Origin of the sequence: Kordiimonas aquimaris, from assembly GCF_025574485.1 — a bacterium.
Taxonomy (GTDB): domain Bacteria; phylum Pseudomonadota; class Alphaproteobacteria; order Sphingomonadales; family Kordiimonadaceae; genus Kordiimonas; species Kordiimonas aquimaris.
Window position 1 is genome coordinate 261,537 of the sequence record NZ_JAOBPO010000003.1, and the last position, 17,682, is coordinate 279,218.

At 44.8% G+C, this 17,682-nt stretch carries 20 protein-coding genes; 8 read left to right on the forward strand and 12 right to left on the reverse strand.

Features of this window, described 5'->3' with window-relative positions:
- Window positions 1-90: 90 nt before the first annotated feature.
- Window positions 91-957 carry a TauD/TfdA dioxygenase family protein gene (locus OEU88_RS10990; protein WP_262695217.1) on the forward strand — a complete coding sequence of 289 codons (867 nt, stop codon included), beginning with the start codon at window positions 91-93 and terminating at the stop codon, window positions 955-957.
- Between the two features lie 96 nt (window positions 958-1,053).
- A complete protein-coding gene (locus OEU88_RS10995) occupies window positions 1,054-2,577 on the forward strand; it encodes an alanine/glycine:cation symporter family protein (protein ID WP_262695218.1) in 1,524 nt (507 codons plus the stop codon).
- A 10-nt stretch (window positions 2,578-2,587) separates the two neighbouring features.
- Here OEU88_RS10995 and OEU88_RS11000 read toward each other — a convergent pair whose 3' ends face one another.
- Window positions 2,588-3,163, reverse strand: coding sequence for a glutathione S-transferase family protein (locus OEU88_RS11000; protein WP_262695219.1), 576 nt, complete (start codon window positions 3,161-3,163; stop codon window positions 2,588-2,590).
- Window positions 3,164-3,451: 288 nt separating this feature from the next.
- Between OEU88_RS11000 and OEU88_RS11005 the strand changes: the two genes are divergently transcribed.
- The 3 genes from OEU88_RS11005 (at window position 3,452) to OEU88_RS11015 (ending at window position 5,557) form a co-directional block, all read left to right on the forward strand.
- Window positions 3,452-3,790, forward strand: coding sequence for a P-II family nitrogen regulator (locus OEU88_RS11005; protein WP_262695220.1), 339 nt, complete (start codon window positions 3,452-3,454; stop codon window positions 3,788-3,790).
- A gap of 23 nt (window positions 3,791-3,813) precedes the next feature.
- Window positions 3,814-5,136 carry an ammonium transporter gene (locus OEU88_RS11010; RefSeq protein ID WP_262695221.1) on the forward strand — a complete coding sequence of 441 codons (1,323 nt, stop codon included), beginning with the start codon at window positions 3,814-3,816 and terminating at the stop codon, window positions 5,134-5,136.
- Window positions 5,137-5,233: 97 nt separating this feature from the next.
- Window positions 5,234-5,557 carry a TraR/DksA family transcriptional regulator gene (locus tag OEU88_RS11015; RefSeq protein WP_262695222.1) on the forward strand — a complete coding sequence of 108 codons (324 nt, stop codon included), beginning with the start codon at window positions 5,234-5,236 and terminating at the stop codon, window positions 5,555-5,557.
- 4 nt (window positions 5,558-5,561) lie between these two features.
- Here the strand turns inward: OEU88_RS11015 and OEU88_RS11020 are convergent, their stop codons facing one another.
- Window positions 5,562-5,945 carry a VOC family protein gene (locus OEU88_RS11020; protein WP_262695223.1) on the reverse strand — a complete coding sequence of 128 codons (384 nt, stop codon included), beginning with the start codon at window positions 5,943-5,945 and terminating at the stop codon, window positions 5,562-5,564.
- A 94-nt stretch (window positions 5,946-6,039) separates the two neighbouring features.
- On the opposite strand from OEU88_RS11020, the gene soxR reads away from it, so the two are divergent.
- Window positions 6,040-6,513 (forward strand): redox-sensitive transcriptional activator SoxR, encoded by a 474-nt coding sequence (soxR, locus tag OEU88_RS11025; protein WP_262695224.1) that lies wholly within the window; start codon window positions 6,040-6,042, stop codon window positions 6,511-6,513.
- Between the two features lie 42 nt (window positions 6,514-6,555).
- Here soxR and OEU88_RS11030 read toward each other — a convergent pair whose 3' ends face one another.
- Both OEU88_RS11030 and OEU88_RS11035 read right to left on the reverse strand, forming a co-directional pair.
- Window positions 6,556-6,831: a chorismate mutase gene (locus tag OEU88_RS11030; protein WP_262695225.1), complete on the reverse strand. Its 276-nt coding sequence runs from the start codon at window positions 6,829-6,831 to the stop codon at window positions 6,556-6,558.
- A gap of 94 nt (window positions 6,832-6,925) precedes the next feature.
- Entirely contained in the window at window positions 6,926-7,807 is an 882-nt protein-coding gene (locus tag OEU88_RS11035; RefSeq protein WP_262695226.1) for a tetratricopeptide repeat protein, read from the reverse strand.
- Between the two features lie 164 nt (window positions 7,808-7,971).
- Here OEU88_RS11035 and OEU88_RS11040 point away from each other — a divergent pair, with 164 nt between their 5' ends.
- Complete coding sequence (locus tag OEU88_RS11040; RefSeq protein WP_262695227.1) at window positions 7,972-8,154, forward strand: hypothetical protein; 183 nt, start codon at window positions 7,972-7,974, stop codon at window positions 8,152-8,154.
- Window positions 8,155-8,237: 83 nt separating this feature from the next.
- Here the strand turns inward: OEU88_RS11040 and OEU88_RS11045 are convergent, their stop codons facing one another.
- On the reverse strand, window positions 8,238-9,083 hold the full coding sequence (locus OEU88_RS11045) for a phytoene/squalene synthase family protein (RefSeq protein WP_262695228.1): 846 nt from the start codon (window positions 9,081-9,083) through the stop codon (window positions 8,238-8,240).
- A 197-nt stretch (window positions 9,084-9,280) separates the two neighbouring features.
- Between OEU88_RS11045 and OEU88_RS11050 the strand changes: the two genes are divergently transcribed.
- Entirely contained in the window at window positions 9,281-9,862 is a 582-nt protein-coding gene (locus OEU88_RS11050) for a urate hydroxylase PuuD (RefSeq protein WP_262695229.1), read from the forward strand.
- Window positions 9,863-9,916: 54 nt separating this feature from the next.
- On the opposite strand, the gene OEU88_RS11055 is transcribed toward OEU88_RS11050, so the two are convergent.
- From OEU88_RS11055 to OEU88_RS11085, 7 genes are all read right to left on the reverse strand, one after another.
- Window positions 9,917-10,519, reverse strand: a complete 603-nt coding sequence (locus OEU88_RS11055; protein ID WP_262695230.1) for a superoxide dismutase — start codon at window positions 10,517-10,519, stop codon at window positions 9,917-9,919.
- An 88-nt stretch (window positions 10,520-10,607) separates the two neighbouring features.
- The gene (locus tag OEU88_RS11060; RefSeq protein ID WP_262695231.1) at window positions 10,608-11,192 is read right to left on the reverse strand and encodes a gamma carbonic anhydrase family protein; all 585 of its coding nucleotides are present in this window, start codon (window positions 11,190-11,192) and stop codon (window positions 10,608-10,610) included.
- Window positions 11,193-11,213: 21 nt separating this feature from the next.
- Window positions 11,214-12,341, reverse strand: coding sequence for an N-acetyl-gamma-glutamyl-phosphate reductase (gene argC, locus OEU88_RS11065; protein ID WP_262695232.1), 1,128 nt, complete (start codon window positions 12,339-12,341; stop codon window positions 11,214-11,216).
- A 100-nt stretch (window positions 12,342-12,441) separates the two neighbouring features.
- The gene (gene motA / locus OEU88_RS11070) at window positions 12,442-13,311 is read right to left on the reverse strand and encodes a flagellar motor stator protein MotA (RefSeq protein ID WP_262695233.1); all 870 of its coding nucleotides are present in this window, start codon (window positions 13,309-13,311) and stop codon (window positions 12,442-12,444) included.
- A 163-nt stretch (window positions 13,312-13,474) separates the two neighbouring features.
- Complete coding sequence (locus OEU88_RS11075) at window positions 13,475-14,074, reverse strand: redoxin domain-containing protein (protein ID WP_262695234.1); 600 nt, start codon at window positions 14,072-14,074, stop codon at window positions 13,475-13,477.
- Between the two features lie 27 nt (window positions 14,075-14,101).
- Window positions 14,102-16,207 carry a protein-disulfide reductase DsbD family protein gene (locus tag OEU88_RS11080; RefSeq protein WP_262695235.1) on the reverse strand — a complete coding sequence of 702 codons (2,106 nt, stop codon included), beginning with the start codon at window positions 16,205-16,207 and terminating at the stop codon, window positions 14,102-14,104.
- Between the two features lie 173 nt (window positions 16,208-16,380).
- On the reverse strand, window positions 16,381-17,682 hold the full coding sequence (locus tag OEU88_RS11085; RefSeq protein WP_262695236.1) for a glycerate kinase type-2 family protein: 1,302 nt from the start codon (window positions 17,680-17,682) through the stop codon (window positions 16,381-16,383).

Genomic DNA, 17,682 nt, shown 5'->3' on the forward strand with positions numbered 1-17,682 from the left:
ACGCAAAACTTGGTTTCTAACGCCTCATCTCTTACCTTGATCTGTATTTACTTCACTGCATAATATTGCAAGGGTATGGAGAAGTTCATCGTGACTGAAACAAACTTCAAAACATTAAAAATCGAAAAGCTAACCGGCGCAATGGGCGCGATGATCTCGGGTGTGAATTTATCTGAGAATATCAGCGATGAGCAATTTACAGAAATTCGGGACGCACTATTCACATACGGTGCTATCGGATTTCGAAATCAAAATTTGTCCTTTGGGGAACACAGCCGATTTGCCAAACGTTTTGGTTCGCTTGAAGTGCACCCCATCGTGAATGGCATGGATGAGCACCCTGAAATTATCAAGATGCATAAGCCTGCAGGCACAGCTGCAAGTTTCGGCGTGGGGTGGCACACTGATAACTCATTTTTTGAGAAGCCAAGCCTTGGCTCTATTTTGTATGCCGAAATTATCCCACCAGTTGGCGGTGATACTCTGTTTGCAAATCAACAGTTGGCATACCAACACTTATCAGAGGGGCTGAAAGAAACACTCGAAGGGCTTGTTGCTATTCATTCTGCGCAAGATGCATATACATCACCTTCTGCACTTGAAAAATATGATGGTGATGGACCTATTTCGTATAAGAAAAGCGAGATAGTTACACAGTCGGTGGAACACCCCGTTATTATTCAACACCCTGTCACGGGCAAGAAAGCGCTTTATGTGAATTCCATGTTCACAAGCCACTTTAAAGGCTGGAGCGTTGAAGAAAGCCAACCGTTAATCGAATATCTTTGTGCGCATGCCACACGTATCGATTTTCAATGCCGTTTTCGCTGGGAAAAAGGCATGGTCGCTATGTGGGACAACCGCATTGTTCAACACGCTGCTCTTAATGACTATGAGCAATATGAGCGATTGATCTACCGTATCACAGTTAACGGTGACACGCTTAAGAGTAGCTAACTTTAACTACTCTTGAAGGTCACCTATCTTAATCAATATCAAAGTTGCAAAATCGACAGCTATACATAGCTAAAAATAAATGTGACAGTGAAGGCTATGTCATACATTAAATTACTCAGGCATTACATTGCCGTCTTCACCGTGATGATCATCGCCTCACCCGCAAATGCCAATGATATAGACACCACTATTAATAATGTGGTTCAACCATTTACGGATGCTGTATCCAGTTTCATATTTTACTCGATACATATAAACGGCACCGATGTTCCTCTCATTGTTTGTTGGTTGATATTCGGCGCTTGTTTTTTCACAATTTACCTTGGCTTCATCAACATTCGCGGCTTCAAGCATGCGATTGAGCTTGTAAGTGGAAAGCATACAAAAAAAGAAGTAGACGGTGAAATCAGCCATTTTGAGGCTTTAACAGCAGCAGTTTCAGGCACAGTAGGCATCGGTAATATTGCAGGCGTTGCGATCACTGTTTCACTCGGTGGTCCAGGTGCAATATTCTGGTTAATGTTTGCCGGGCTTATTGGTATGACGACAAAGTTCGTTGAATGTACGCTCGGTGTTAAATACCGACAAATTAACGACGACGGATCAGTTTCAGGCGGACCTATGTATTATCTCAGGTCTGGCTTGGAAAAACGTGGTTATACTAGATTAGGCAAATTTCTTGGTTCATTCTACGCGGTCAGCATTGTAATAGGCTGCCTTGGCATTGGTAACATGTTTCAATCCAATCAGGCATATGTCCAATTACTGCAGGTAACAGGCGGGACAGATAGTTTCCTCATTGGCAAAGGTTGGCTTGTCGGTTTGGCACTAGCGGTTTTCGTTGCTCTTATTATCATCGGCGGCATTAAATCAATCGCTCGCACGACATCAAAACTCGTACCGTTTATGGTCCTACTCTATATCGTTGGCGCACTTATCGTCATCATGATGAACGCGGCAGAATTACCACGAGCCATCTCTGCTATTTTTGTTGGTGCTTTCACAATGGAAGGAGTGACCGGCGGTGTTATTGGTATTATGATTATTGGCTTCCAGCGTGCCGCCTTTTCCAATGAAGCCGGCATCGGCTCTGCTGCTATTGCTCACTCAGCGGTGCAAACAAACAATCCCATGACAGAAGGGTTTGTCGCTCTATTGGAACCTTTTATTGATACTGTTGTCATATGCTCATTAACCGGGTTAGTCCTTGTCACGTCATTCCCTACTGAAACATTGATGAATGGACCCCTCAGTGGCATTGAAATGACTTCTGCTGCGTTTGAAAACAGCATTTCATGGTCGCCGTTACCGTTATCCTTTGCTGCACTTATGTTTGCTTTTTCAACCATGCTTGCCTGGGCTTACTATGGCACCAAAGCCTGGACATACATTTTCGGCGAAAGCCGGGGCAAAGAATATACGTTTTGTATCATCTTCTGCGTTTTCATTATCATAGGTGCTGCTGTTAAACTTGATGCTATTCTTGGATTTGCGGATGCGCTTATTTTTGTTATGGCCATCCCCAATCTACTCGGGCTTTACATTATGGCTCCCGAGATCAAACAAGATATGAAAGAGTATTTTTTAGCGTTAGGCAAAGCTGAATCAGAACAAAATTAACAGTTTAAGTTTATTGCACAACCTCACGAACACGTTTTAGCCAAGCGGTGATAAATGGTTTGCTGGATAGAGAAAAGCCACCCTCTTCCGCGTACTGAGTGTATGCGAATAGTGCAATATCAGCTAACGACAATCTATCGCCAACAAACCAGTCAGCTTCGCTCAGGTGCATTTCCATCACAGCCAGAGCACTGTTGCCTTTTTCAACCAATGCCTCATTTAGTTCCGTTACTGCTTTTCCTGCAAAACGAACCTGAAAACGTGCAACAGCAATAGCAGTTTCATGGCTATATTGCTCCCAGAACAACCACTGATCCATTAACGCACGTTGATATCCATCATTGGGGATGAGGTGTGAACCTTCTGAAAGGAAACGCATAATAGCGTTTGATTGTGACAAGGTACGACCATCATCCAATTCAATGAATGGAACCTGACCAACGGCGTTTTTTGCGACCATTTCAGGGCGCTTTGCTTCGCCAGCCACCACATCGACATCAATCCAATTGTATGAAATATTCAACAAGTCGCAGACATATTTAACCTTCAGGCAGTTTCCTGAAATCTTGTCCCCATATATTTTCATATAATACACCCTTCTATATCAAGCCTGTCACAACACAATACGCCTCCACTGAACAACGTATCAATTTTGTTGGCATAGTTAGAACGAGTTTATCTGAATGGTCGTGATTAGTTAATCTTAATGATTAATTTTTAATCACCTTCTAATTTTTAGGCAAAATCAACATTAAATTTGATTTATGAAACATCTAACATATTGAAAAATATACCGCTTATTGGTTGGCATGGTTAATGCGAAACAGCACCCGGATCATGAGCCTTTATCATGAAGTTACGATCAGGGAGCGTTATGAATTATATTATTGCCATCATTAAACCACACCGCCTTGACCCGGTACGTGATGCCCTCGCAGACATCGGCATTACGGGTATGACCGTTTCTGAAGTTCAGGGCTATGGACGCCAGCGCGGTCAAAAAGAAATTTATCGCGGGGCGGAATATGAAATTCACTTCTTGCCCAAAGTGAAACTGGAAATTGCTGTCCCAGCTGACCTGACAGAACAAATCATCGAAGTCATCCAAACCACTGCAAAAACAGGCCAGATCGGTGACGGAAAAGTCTTTGTTCTAGACCTTGCACAAGCCGTTCGTGTGCGAACAGGCGAAACAAATACCGACGCCTTATAATTTAATACAATAGGTACCTATCAATGTTCACTAAATACTCAATCAAAAACAAAATTCCCATGATAGCTTTTGCAATGTTTGCAACAACGCCTGCAATGGCAGCTGATGCAGACACATCGTACATTTTCAATACGCTCCTGTTTCTGATCGGTGGTGTGCTCGTGATGTGGATGGCCGCTGGTTTCGCCATGTTGGAAGCAGGACTGGTTCGGTCTAAAAACGTTGCAGAAATATGTGTAAAAAATGTCGCCTTATATGCAGTTGCCTGCATCATGTGGATGCTGATGGGTTACAACTTAATGTATGCAGATGTAGGCCAGTATTTTGGTTCATTTTTCTCTTTATGGTCGCCAGATGATGCCGCATCTCTCGCCGCTGATGTCAAAGTAAACGCCGCAAGTTACGGTGCAGGTTCAGATTTCTTCTTTCAGATGGTCTTTGTTGCAACAACCGCATCAATTGTCTCTGGTACTGTAGCAGAGCGCATCAAGTTACTCCCTTTTCTTGTTTTCACCGTTATTCTGGCTGGTTTTATCTATCCTATACAAGGCTCATGGGAATGGGGCGGCGGTTGGCTCGACCAAATGGGGTTTTCAGATTTTGCCGGATCAACGCTTGTACATTCAACAGGTGGGTGGGCTGCGTTGATGGGAGCCATAATTCTGGGCCCTCGCCTCGGACGGTATGTGGATGGCCAAGCGCGTCCCATGCCAGGCTCCAGCATGCCATTAGCCACACTTGGTACATTCATCCTTTGGTTTGGCTGGTTCGGCTTTAACGGCGCATCACAACTCGCACTTGGTACTGTGGCTGATGCTGTGTCCATCTCTAATATCTTCGTAAACACAAATATGGCTGCGGCAGGTGGTGCTGTTGCAGCCCTTGTGACAACAAAATTTGTTTATGGAAAGGTAGACTTGTCAATGGTCCTAAACGGCGCTCTTGCTGGCCTTGTTTCCATCACGGCTGAACCACTTACACCGCTGCCTATTGAAGCAACATTAATCGGCCTTGTTGGCGGAACACTTGTTGTTTTTGCTGTACCTTTTCTGGATAAGCTCAAGATTGATGATGTAGTTGGCGCAATCTCCGTACATTTAGTATGCGGCATATGGGGCACTCTAGCAGTACCTATTACAAACTCAGAAGTACCGTTTTCATCTCAACTTACTGGAGTAATAGCTGTTGGCCTATTCGTGTCAGTGACAAGTGCTCTCGTCTGGTTTGGACTAAAATATTCGGTCGGTATTCGCCTTTCCCCTGAAGATGAAGAACGCGGTTCAGATCTTGCAGAGCTTGGTATGGAAGCATACCCAGAATTTGGTAAAGGGTCTCAAAAGTTTTGATCGATAAGGTGAGAGGTATCAAAACCTCTCACCAATATATGTCACAGGTAATACGATATTCATTGCACCACGCAAGGTGCCATGTGACACTTGATATATGGATGACCATTGGAAAACACTTCTTCTGGCGTTAAAACACGAACTGGAAGCATTGCATGCAGGCAGTTCAGGTGCACGCGGTACGGTCGAACTTGACCAATCTAGAGTTGGTCGTCTCTCACGCATCGATGCTATGCAAGGGCAAGCGATGAACAATGCCATTGCCGCCCGCCGCAAACAAAAATTAATTGCTATAGAAACAGCGTTACGTAGGCTTGAAGAAGGTGAATATGGCTATTGCCTTAAATGCGGAGATGATATTCCTCGCAAAAGACTGGAACAAGACCCTACAGCAGCAGTGTGCCTGTCTTGTTCCAGCTAATTAGTTAGGTGTAACTTACGACCTCAAACTCAATGCCGTTATCATCATAGAAATAAAAACGACGGCCTGGCTCGTAATCACCATAATTATTAGGCTCAAACCCGGCTTTTATAACGCGTGCTTCAACAGCATCTAAATCACCCACAACAACACCGATGTGGTTAAGCCCACCAACGGACAAGTCCTTAGACGGTCCCTGCTTCATGTCTTTTGTAGGCGTATATAATGCAAGGTAACTGGAATCAGCGCCAACATGAACGGTAAAACCACCTAAACTGGATGGACCTTTCCAGCGTATTTTCCAATCAAATAAAACACTTAGCATTTCAGCTGTTTTACCAGGGTCAGTTACTGTTAAGTTCACATGCTCTAATATTCCTGTACGCATAATCTTCTTCTTTCAGTTTATTTATGTACTTGATTTAGCGATCGTAATTCCTCAAGTTAACTTGAGGTCAAGATATTTTTTGAGAGATTCTGAAATGCGCGGAACAGACTTTATATCTATAGGAAAACTGGCAGAACGCGTCGGCGTTTCAGTCTCTGCAATACGGTTTTACGAAAGCAAAGGCTTAATCAGCTGCATTCGGAATGCCGGTGGGCAAAGGCGTTTCCTGCGTTCAGATGTGCGTAGATTATCTTTTGTATTAATTGCTCAACAACTCGGCTTTTCAATACAGGACATAGCCAATGAATTATCCGACCTGCCACATGGACGCACTCCCACTAAAGCTGACTGGGCAACAACAAGCGAACGTTTTCGCAGTATCCTTGATCAACGCATTACTGCAATGACAACAATGCGTGATAGACTTGATAGCTGTATTGGCTGTGGATGTTTGTCTCTGAAAGCATGTCAGCTTTACAACCCTGAAGACCGCGCCAACATCAAAGGTGCAGGACCTCGTTTTCTGTTGGGTGACAGACCGGAAAAAAACAAAACTGATAACGATTAGCTAGATATAACGTGACGCATATCAAAGCTCACTTGATGAAGCTCAAGATTCGTTGACGTCATCCCAAACCGTGAATTCATGATTGATACTATATTCAATCAAATGGCGATAAATCGCTTCTATATAAGCAACGTCACCTGCTTGTTTCTTTGCCTCGGCAACAACTTTTGAAACCACATCTTCTATGCGCCAATTGTCACGCACGGCATCTCTATCAGCTTTGATATGCCCTGCTTGCGCAATTAATTTTATGCGCTCCAACAAAAGCGGTACAATCAATCGATCGACACGATCAATCTCTGCCCTTAATTCTGTCATGTCTTTGCAGTCTTTCAACGCATATCTTCCTGTATCAACACAAATTGAAGGTTTACCTGCATTGCTTAACCGCGCGTGCCGTTTGGTTCAAGAGTCAATTGGTCGCATTTCCCGATAACCGAGCTACTGCATCTTTTGGGATATGGTTAAAATACAGCGCAGCTGCCTGTTCAGCCGGTGTAAATCGTGGCAATAAACGGTAAAAGAACTCTAGTCTATTTACTTCTTCTGCTGACATAACGCCGCGTGCAAGATTCACTGCAGCTGAACGTTGTCCTGAAAGCGCATATATTTTGGCGAGGCTTGCTCGTGCAGCACTTGTGTGTTCTGGATTGTCCATGGCTCTACTCAATAGCCCAACCGCACTCGCATAGTTACCGCTTAAACCATAGGACAAAGCGGCAGCTTCAAGTACTGCGGGATCATTAGGCGCTGCATTTATAGCGCTTGCGAAAGCCTCAACCGCACGATCCTGCAGTCCTAGTGCATATGAAACTTTACCTAAATCAACCAACTCCTGCGGTGTTGGGTTTTCTATTTTCACCAAAATATCTACTGCAGACTTGTAACGCGCAGCCTCAGCATGAATAGCGGCCAGTGTGCTGTTCGCTTGTCTATTGTTAGGCGCTTTATTCAAAATACTTATGAGAATTGCGACAGCCTCATCACCGCGCCCTACTTTGGCACTAGCCCGAGCATATGAAATTTGTGCATCGATTAACTCCGGCGCAACTGCCATAGCTTGTGCATAAAGTCGCCTTGCACCGACATAATCACCAGAGCGCTCAAAACCTTCCCCCAACCTTATAAGACCAGCTGGATTTTCATCCGCCAATACGTTGCGGGCATATGCAGTAACGGGTCCAACATCCTCAATCGCCCTCTCTGGAACCGGCGCGGCGCAGCCAGCAAGAAGCACAAAAATACCGGCCAAATTGATTCGAATGGATAAAATTTTAATTATTTTTTTCGACACAGAATGCTCGCAATAATAGAAAAAAGTGACAAAACCCAGTAAAAACACTGAAAAACAGCGACTTTTAGGCTTACAAATAGAAAGTTAACTCTTTCTGGGCTATATTATCAATGTCTGAGAGAAGCCGTGTGTAATGGGTAAGCGCATGGCATTGGAGAAGTAAAGTGGATATTCAAAGTACTTCGTCTGCTAATGCGCAAAGCATTTCAGCGCCAGGTCGTTCTGGTTCACTGGAATCAGCAGCACAAGAACGCCGCAACGCGGATGATTCTGAAATTGAGCGTAAGGAAATTGAATCATCTTCAACTGCACCAGGTGTAGGTGAAAATGTTGACATAAGCGCTTAAACGACTTTCTAAAGTTAAAGCCTGCTAGATTGACCAAAAGTCATTCTTGCGGGTTTTATTTTGTCTCAAGGGTATAAAGCTTATTACCATCCGATAATTGATGCTTTCATCAAAGACCACATTCGCTTGAGGTCGGTCGGTTCTTGGTACTTGAATGGATTATTACCAGCTGCAGCCATATTTTTTAAATAAATATTGGATAGCGCATTTAACAAAAAGATGTGTTTCACTTTCGCAGAAGCGTCATTAGCCAGCTTTGCAGACGCTTCCTGTTCTCTCTTGGCATAAGTAATCATTTCAGAAATGGAAGAAGCAGCCAGCTCATACATTTTTTCTGCACTCGTGGTTGCAAGTGCCGCTTTACCATCATCACCAGGAACAAAATTACGATTTGCTGCCCAGTGGAATGGTATGGCACGCACCAAACCAATCATAGCCCACGCACTGCCAGACTTACGTGCCGCTTCAACAACATCCGCGTCAAGGTGCTCACTATTCTCAGCGCAAACTCTTACGGCAGCTTCGCTTAAAGCACCACCTACACTACGCGCATAAGTCGCCAATGCAATTGTATCAGCTGGCCCGTCATCATACATATCGTTTTTACGTGCACTAACAATCTCGGACATCAATTTCAATACCGCTGGTTCAGTCAAATGCTGCTTCATTTCTGCAACAACCGGATGTTCTCGGTAATTTCCAGATTTCAATTCCTCAATCGCATCCTGCCACCACTGCAGGCGAATTTCGCCCAAGGCCGATTCTGAGACACTCTCTCGCGTTTTCGCAACTTCCTGATTGAAAGCATACAACGCCCAAAGCGGCGCACGCTGGTGCCGCGGAGCAAACAATGTTGTGTCATAACGCGCTCGATCATCTGCGCGCACCATGTCTCGGCAATAACTATTATTTGCACTGGTCTTATCCATAGCGGCAAAATGACCTCAACGACTTCAAAACGCAACCACGTTATCCAAATAGCAAATATTAGAATTATTTACTTCACGCATTTTGCCCGCTTACCCAAATGTAACAGTATGCTTCGTTTGGTTTCTCTTGTTAATTTACTATTAAATCATTAGGATTTGTTCAGTTTGACATTGAGATCATCCAGGGGAGCATATTGATGGGTAAAATTCTCGAGTCGATACAAAGCACTGTTATTGCAGGTTTTGTTATCATGATACTGTTGGTTTTGGCGGTTAGCCAATCCGGGTATCCATATGATATTGCATTTTATGCACGCTATATTCATGTACTGTCAGGTGTAATGTGGATTGGCTTACTATGGTATTTCAACTTCGTTCAAATACCAACTATGCCGTCTATTCCAGATGAGATGAAGCCCGCTATTGGCAAGCACATTGCACCAAACGCGTTGTGGTGGTTCCGCTGGGGCGCCATGTTTACACTGATTAGTGGCCTCGTGCTTGCGATGGTGAATGGCTATTTGATTGATGCGCTAACGCTTGATGAAAGTGCACGACTGATCGGTATCGGCATGTGGATGGCGATCATCATGTGGTTTAACGTATGGTTCATTATATGGCCAAATCAGAAGATTGCCCTTGGTATTGTTGAGGCTGATGCAGACGCTAAACCTGCTGCCGCGCGTAAGGCGATGCTATTCAGTCGCACAAACACTCTTCTTTCAATCCCAATGCTTTATTGCATGGTCAGCGCACAAAACGGCGCTGCAGGATTTTAAGCTAACCAATACTTAACGAAAAAGGGCCGATTACTCGGCCCTTTTTTTGTACCTTTATTTTGCTGCACTTAGGTTTTCTTCAACAAAACTCCAATTTACCAGCTTATCCAAAAACACTTGAATATAGTCCGGGCGCTTATTTTGATAATCAAGGTAATAAGCGTGCTCCCATACATCCATCGTTAACAATGGGATAACACCATCAGTTAATGGACACTCAGCATTTGCCGTTTTAACAACGGACAGCTTGCTATCTTTATAAACTAACCATGCCCAACCTGAGCCAAACTGTGTAGCGCCAGCATCCTTAAAAGCAGCAACAAACTGATCGTAGCCACCAAAGTCTCTCTCAATCATTTCTGCAAGTGCACCAGTAGGCTTTCCGCCTCCATCAGGCGTCATGGAGTGCCAATAAAAAGTATGGTTCCATATTTGAGCAGCATTGTTAAAAATACCGGCATGTGCAGCAACACCAGCTGTTGCCTTGATAATATCTTCAAGAGACATATCCTCAAACTCTGTACCCTCAATCAAGGCATTCAGCTTGCCAACATAAGCATTATGATGCTTACCGTAATGGAAGCTAAGCGTTTCAGCAGAAACATAAGGTTCTAAAGCGGTTTGTGCATATGGGAGTTCAGGGAGGATGTGCGGCATGGTTACGAAACTTTCTCACTACAATTAAATACTGGTTCATAAACAAATGCTTATGAACGCGCTACATGTAGAGACAGTTTGTTAAAATTCAAGGATACTGTGTCGGTGCAACAGCCCCTACAGCATCATAACTATGCTGCACGGCAAGCTGACGGTAGTGTTCAGCCATACTGCGGTTTTTTTCGATTTCAGCATCTTTTACAAAACGCACGAACTTAGCAGGGCTTCCCGCCCATAATTCACCGCGCTTAACACATTTTCCCGGCGTCAGCATTGCGCCAGCAGCCAGCATACCGTCAGTTTCAACAACCGCATTATCCATAACCATACTACCCATACCAACAAAGGAATTGTCGGCTAGGCGGCAACCATGCAACATCGCTTTATGAGCAACCAACACATCGTTTTCAATAATGGTAGGAAACGTACGTGTGCTTACATGAATAATGGTGCCGTCTTGAATATTACTACGGGTGCCAATCATTATTTTGTTCACATCACCGCGTAGCACACAGTTATGCCAAATACTTGCGCCTGCACCGATAGACACATCTCCCACCACCTGTGCACCGTGAAATACAAATGCACCCTCATCCACCGTTGGCCAAATACCCTGAAATGAGGTTAAACGACCACCATGCTTGGTGTCTTTATAAATGGCAGTTGTGGTCATGATTATACTCTTGGAAAACTATTACGGGAAAAGCGGCGCCTGCATCAGGCCGGTTGTTTCGTCGATACCTAACATCAGGTTCATATTCTGTATGGCTTGCCCTGAAGAGCCTTTTACCAAGTTATCAATTGCGGCGACAACAATGGCGCGCCCGTTGATACGATCAGCAAAGACATTCATAACGCAATGATTTGAACCGCGCACCATCCGCGTTGCTGGCGCATCATTACCCGGCAATACAGTCACAAATGGCTCATCAGCATACACTGCGCTCAGCTTAGCTTTAACATCAGCAACAGTAACACCTTCAGCAAGCTTCACATATATTGTCTCTAACTCACCGCGATTCATTGGCACCAAATGCGGTGTAAAACTAATCGTTACATCATTGCCGCTTGCTACGGATAATTCCTGCTCAATCTCAGGCATATGCCGATGCGCACCAAGACCGTATGGGTGCATCGCTTCCGAAACCTCGACAAACAGATTTGCTTCCTTCAACGACCGCCCTGCGCCAGAAACGCCCGACTTGGCATCAATAATAATATCATCGGGCAAAATGGTACCGCTGTGTAGTAGTGGCATAAGTGACAAAAGAGCCGCTGTTGGGTAGCACCCCGGGCACGCTACAAGCTTTGCACCGCGAATATCTTCACGGTACCATTCTGGCAAACCATAGATAGCACTTGCCTGCAGGCTTTTGGCTGTGTGCTCACGTTCATACCACTTGGCGTATACACTAGGGTCGCGCAGGCGAAAATCGGCAGATAGATCAATCACCTTGATCTCACCAACTATCTGGTTTGCCATATCTGCACGTGTTTCAACCAACAACTCATCTAACAAACTATGACCCGTCGCATGCATCAGGCCCTTAATGACCTGTTGGCTAGTTGCATGTGGCAATGCACAAAAAACAACATCTAACTCAACAGCGGGCCATTCTATTTCGTCAATACTTATTAAATCTGGCAAATCATAAGTACCAAGGTGAGGAAATATCTGCGCGATTGGAAGTCCGGCTTTACGTTCAGCTGTCATCAACACAATTTCAATATGAGGGTGTGCGATCAACAATCTTACAAGATCAGCTCCTGTGTAGCCACTAGCGCCGAGTATCCCTACCCTAAATTTCCGTTGGTTCTGCATTGCCTTGATACTCACATAAAAGAACACACCCATAGTTTGAGTGTGTTCTTTTATAACGTTTAATTGTGGCAGGATGCAATCTACCGATTAGGTAAATGCGTTATACGTCAGGCGGCAACTCTGCAAATGCTTCTTCTAGCTCAAGGAAAGTGGGCATCAAAGGACTAGGTACCGTTCTTCGGCCAAGCTCAGCCGATATTTGCGGTGCATTACCATGCAGGTGGGAAACCAAAACCACCTTAATAATTTCCATGAAATACGCTTCCTCATCCAAAACCTGAGAAAGGCGGTTCGCCATTGGGCCAACCAGCAGGTAAGAGAGGAAAATACCAAGGAAAGTACCCACTAAGGCACCGCCCACTAGTCCACCAAGCACCTCAACAGGCTCCGCGATAGCACCCATGGTTTTAACGATACCAAGTACTGCAGCAACAATACCGATTGCCGGCAATCCATCTGACATATTCTGCAATGCATGCTGTGGCTCATGAGCTTCTTTATGGTGTTGCTCAAGGTCCGCATTCATCGCGTCTTCCATCAAGTTTGGATCGTCAAAGTTCATCGTAAGCATACGAATATAATCACAGATAAATTCCAGCACATGATGGTCTTCGACAATCTTGGGGAACTGTTGGAAAATTTTGGACTCTTCCGGATTTTCAATATGGGCCTCAATGGCCACCACACCTTTCGAGCGAATGGTTTTCACCAAAAGGAACATGAGACACAGTAGATCTTTATAATCTTCTGCGCTCCACTTTGATCCCTTGATAACCGAACCAAGCCCTTTTAGTGCGCCGCCAAGAACACCGCCAGAGTTGCCCATGATGAACCCACCAATAGACCCACCCATGATCATCATCATTTCAGTTGGTAAGGCCTTAGCAATAATGGTGAAATTACCGCCAGACAGCACAAAGCCACCCGTTACCATTCCTAAAACAACAATTAATCCAATGATTAAAAACATAGCCTGATGAAACCCGTGCCAATTAAAAAACAAGTTTTTACTTAGGCGAGAGTGTCGCTCATTAGACTTAACAAGCTGTTAACTTCAATAATGAAACTTTAATCCTGCGTTTAAACAAAAACGGCGCCCAATAAGGCGCCGTTCCATCTCTGTGTGAACAACTCTAGTATTTTATGGCGCAACCATATGAACTGGTGTGCGGCTCACTAACAGGTTCGCCTGCCTTCAGTTCTTTCCAAGCTTGCAGCACCAAGTTTGTCGCTTTGGGAAGGCTACGAACTGATGCTGATGGAATATCATCAATCGCGCCCTGATAAACAAGCGTGCCTTTTTCATCAATAATGTACATATGAGGCGTTGATGTAGCGTTATACATACGCCCAATTGTGCCTTCAGGATCAAGAATGAAATGGTTAGTATAAGAACCGCGTGACGTGGTTAACTCCTGTGCCAAGTCGGCAGTGATATAACCATGCTTGCCGGGCGCTGACGAAGCAATAGATATCCATACCGCACCCTCTTCAGTTAAAGCACGCTGCGTTTTCTGCATATTACCGCTATTATAATGCTTACCAACATATGGACATTCATGATTGGTCCACTCAAGCACAACAGGTTTGCCAACAAAATCGGACAAGCTGATTGTTTCACCTGTCATGGTTTTGCCGCTAAATTCGGGTGCTTTTTGACCACTAACTGGCGCTGCAAATGCACTAAAGCTAGAGATAGCAACGATTAACAATGAAATAAGTGTCTTTTTCATGCTGTTTGTTCCAACGATGATTAGTAATTAAATATTAGCAATGGCGTCAGCAACAATGCCGGGTGTCAGAATTTCAGGCAGAACAATTGCTTCTGATTGCCCTTTAGGGAACAGCAAGTATAACGGCACACCTGCACGACCATAGCGTGCTAAAATTTCAGCAATTTCCGCGTTACGGTTTGTCCAGTCACCTTTCATTACGCGGATACCCTTCTGCGCAAACAAAGCCTGTGTTTCATCAGTGAACAATGCAACTTGCTCATTTACCTTGCAGGTAATGCACCACTCAGCGCTAAAATACGCAAACACGGTTTCATCATCGGCAAGCAATTCTGCAAGTGCTTCCTCAGTATACGGCGTAATATCACTTGCTGTTTCAACAGGATTAGATACCGGCGAGCCACCGAATGGCTGAATAATGATAGCTGATGCCGCAGAAATCATAATAATAACTGCAATTGCTTTACCTACGCGGCCAGAAAATGCCTGCCATAACCAAACGCCGAAAATAGCGATAATAATAGCAACCAAAAGAGCTAAGGTCGCTGTCGCCCCAGCTTGCAAGGTAAATACATACAGAAGCCATGCTGCAGTGAGGTACATAGGAAATGCGAGTGCTTCTTTAAGTTTTTCCATCCATGGTCCAGGTCGCGGCATCAACCGGGCAAGTGCAGGGCTATATGAAAGCGCGAGAAACGGCAATGCCAAACCAAAAGCAAGCAAACTGAAAATCAGGAAGACAACCGGCGCACTTTGCGTTAACGCAAAACCAATAGCCGGTGCCATTAACGGTGCTGTACAGGGTGTTGCAACCAACGTCGCCAGTACGCCTTGGAAAAATGCACCTTTGTTGCCATCCTGCGATGCAAGCTGCTGGCCTGCGCCCTCCACACCAACTTGTATGTTAAACATGCCGGAAAGGGACAAAGCCACCAGCACCATAATAAGGACTAAAGCACCAACGAAAGCGGGTTCCTGAAGCTGGAAGCCCCAACCAATAGCTGTACCGCTGGATTTAATAATTAACAATGCGGACACAATGATCATAAAACTGACCCAAATACCTGCAGTGTATGCCCAACCTTCTTGTTTGCGCTCGCCTGCCGTTTTGCTGTTAGCAGCAATGAACGAAAACGCTTTTAAAGACAGTACCGGGAACACACACGGCATCAGGTTCAGCACAAGACCACCAAGCAGCGCAAACAGCCCAGCTTGCCACAGTGGGAAATCTGCATTGACCTGCGGCGGAGTAGCATTGCTGCTTCCAGCAGCAGGCAACGCCTCAACTTTCAACTCAGCATCTATTTCATAGGCGCGATCTTGGTCATCTTCGGATGTAATAACCAAAATGCCCTTACCGCTATTGGCTTCAAGGCCGCCTTCAGTGCGGACCATGTCAACAAAGAAGCCATCAGGTGATGATGCCCATTGCTGTGCAGCAGCATACTCAGTAATACCCTCGCCTTCCGGATAAAAATAAGCTTCCTTCACAGTGCCAATTTCATCTGCGCCAGCATAAACCTTAAGTCTTGATTGTGCTGGATAGACCGTGAGGTCAGCAGTCCATATAGCCATTTCTGGTAATTGGTCACGTGCATCTGTAAAAAATGAACGGGCGCCTTCATCATAACTCAAGTCACCAACTGGTAATGATCCTGACCAGGTTCCTTCTTGAGGTACACATTCAATCTCACAAACAAGCCATTCAACGATTAACTCAATCGGAAGCGCATTCGCGGTGTATCCTGAATCAAAAGTTAGCGGCACCAAAAGCGTTGACGGCGCCTCATAACCATAATTCATCAAAGGGCCGATAGGCATCCGGTGCGGCGTTGGGTATAGCGCATCACCTGCTGTGACGCCCTCCGGCAATACCCATTCAAATATTGGTGCAGCGCCACTGTCGCCGTAGTTTTTCCAATATGAATGCCAACCTTCACGCGGTGTAAGCTCTAAGCCTACCCATATTGTTTCACCTGCCGCCGCAGATGAATATTCTGAAATAAGCGTGGCCTTACTGTGACTTGCTTCAACGGTGCCCAAGTCTGTCGCTGTCACAGCATTTGAAAACGCGCCAGTTATTCCAAGCAGAACAGTAGCAAGCGTTAATGTTTTCTTTGAAAGTTCACGCATTGTTATCACGTCGATGCCCTCACGAAATGCTCATATGCAGTAAAATTGGATAAGCCGCCCCTTTGTGCACATCCAACCAAATTTGAGCCTGTGGTATATTAAATTGTTATATATTGCATATCACATGTATGTCAGGCATCGGTGAGCCCATCATCGTGTTTAGAAAGGTCAAGCTAACGCATTGATTGTGAAAGCCAGATAACGACACGAAGATCGTTAACGTTAATCGCTTTATTTTTTACCTTAAAATTACACTTTAATTTATTGAAAAAATTAAAACTATCGTTATTTATTAAATGATCTTTTGTGTTTAATTCTGCATTACGCGCTGCACTATAAGTTTCAGGCGTAATAAATGCTCCCGCAGCACCACCAATACCGTCAAGGCCGTCTGTATCAGCTGCAAATACATAATATTCTCCTTGGGGCAGAGACTGCATCATGGCCAATACATATTCCTGATTTGGGCCCCCCATACCATTACCCTGCACAGTAACCGTCAACTCACCGCCTGACAGAAAAGCTATCGGTTTCATGCCCTTCTGATTATTCTTGTAATGGCTAACAATCTGGTCTGCATGCCTTGCTGCAATGTCCCGAGCTTCACCTTCAACATTATATCCAAGATTGACAATGTCACATCCACTTTGCTCCAACATGGCTTCAGCAGCACTGAGCGCTTTGGCGGCGTTGGCTATCACCTTAAAACTGTTTTGTGGAACCCTCTTACTATCAACAGGCGCTGACACCTCCAGGCTTTTCGGAAGTATTGCAGGGTATTTTTCAAACAAATCCTGAATACTCACCTGGTTGGCATTATGGCACGGAACGGATGGCCCAGATGCAATTATGGACGGATCGTCATTAACCACATCCGATATAGCGAGTGTAACAACGTGCTTGGCCGACTTAGCAGCAGACAGGAGTTTACCGCCTTTAATCGCAGAAATTGAACGGCGAATGTGATTAACTTCATCAATCGTCGCACCAGCATGCAGTAAACCTTTGATTACCTGCCTTTTATCATCAAGTGATAAGCCATGAGCAGGCTTGGCCATTAACGCACTGCCTCCCCCTGAAGCCAAAATTAACAACAAGTCATGAGGTCCGGTTTGTTCAGCTATACGCAATGCACAATCAGCGGCTTTAATACTATTTTTATCGGGTAAAGGGTGAGATGCTTCGACAATATCAAAAACATTACTGTGTTTTGTTTTACCATACGGGCAAATTACAACGCCTGTTAAATTGACACCGACCCATTGCTGTTCAACAATAGCTGCCATATCAGCTGCAGCTTTGCCAAAGGCAATAACCTTCACAGCATCATAATCCTTGGGATCCGGTAGATATTTTGGCAAGCATTTGTCTGGCAACACTGCGGCAATGGCAGCATCAAAAAGCTTTTCACAAAAAAACGGCCACGATAACTCTGACTGCTTCAACAGGCTTTTGTCATCATGGCCGGCTATCAT

Coding starts and splice junctions, on each gene's coding strand:
- argC (WP_262695232.1), bottom strand. CDS start 12,341: ATGCAGAACCAACGGAAATTTAGGGTAGGGATACTCGGCGCTAGTGGC.
- soxR (WP_262695224.1), top strand. CDS start 6,040: ATGCGCGGAACAGACTTTATATCTATAGGAAAACTGGCAGAACGCGTC.
- OEU88_RS11060 (WP_262695231.1), bottom strand. CDS start 11,192: ATGACCACAACTGCCATTTATAAAGACACCAAGCATGGTGGTCGTTTA.
- OEU88_RS11000 (WP_262695219.1), bottom strand. CDS start 3,163: ATGAAAATATATGGGGACAAGATTTCAGGAAACTGCCTGAAGGTTAAA.
- OEU88_RS11050 (WP_262695229.1), top strand. CDS start 9,281: ATGGGTAAAATTCTCGAGTCGATACAAAGCACTGTTATTGCAGGTTTT.
- OEU88_RS10995 (WP_262695218.1), top strand. CDS start 1,054: ATGTCATACATTAAATTACTCAGGCATTACATTGCCGTCTTCACCGTG.
- OEU88_RS11010 (WP_262695221.1), top strand. CDS start 3,814: ATGTTCACTAAATACTCAATCAAAAACAAAATTCCCATGATAGCTTTT.
- OEU88_RS11015 (WP_262695222.1), top strand. CDS start 5,234: ATGGATGACCATTGGAAAACACTTCTTCTGGCGTTAAAACACGAACTG.
- OEU88_RS11020 (WP_262695223.1), bottom strand. CDS start 5,945: ATGCGTACAGGAATATTAGAGCATGTGAACTTAACAGTAACTGACCCT.
- OEU88_RS11075 (WP_262695234.1), bottom strand. CDS start 14,074: ATGAAAAAGACACTTATTTCATTGTTAATCGTTGCTATCTCTAGCTTT.
- OEU88_RS11085 (WP_262695236.1), bottom strand. CDS start 17,682: ATGATAGCCGGCCATGATGACAAAAGCCTGTTGAAGCAGTCAGAGTTA.
- motA (WP_262695233.1), bottom strand. CDS start 13,311: ATGTTTTTAATCATTGGATTAATTGTTGTTTTAGGAATGGTAACGGGT.
- OEU88_RS11045 (WP_262695228.1), bottom strand. CDS start 9,083: ATGGATAAGACCAGTGCAAATAATAGTTATTGCCGAGACATGGTGCGC.
- OEU88_RS11055 (WP_262695230.1), bottom strand. CDS start 10,519: ATGCCGCACATCCTCCCTGAACTCCCATATGCACAAACCGCTTTAGAA.
- OEU88_RS11080 (WP_262695235.1), bottom strand. CDS start 16,207: ATGCGTGAACTTTCAAAGAAAACATTAACGCTTGCTACTGTTCTGCTT.
- OEU88_RS11030 (WP_262695225.1), bottom strand. CDS start 6,831: ATGACAGAATTAAGGGCAGAGATTGATCGTGTCGATCGATTGATTGTA.
- OEU88_RS11005 (WP_262695220.1), top strand. CDS start 3,452: ATGAATTATATTATTGCCATCATTAAACCACACCGCCTTGACCCGGTA.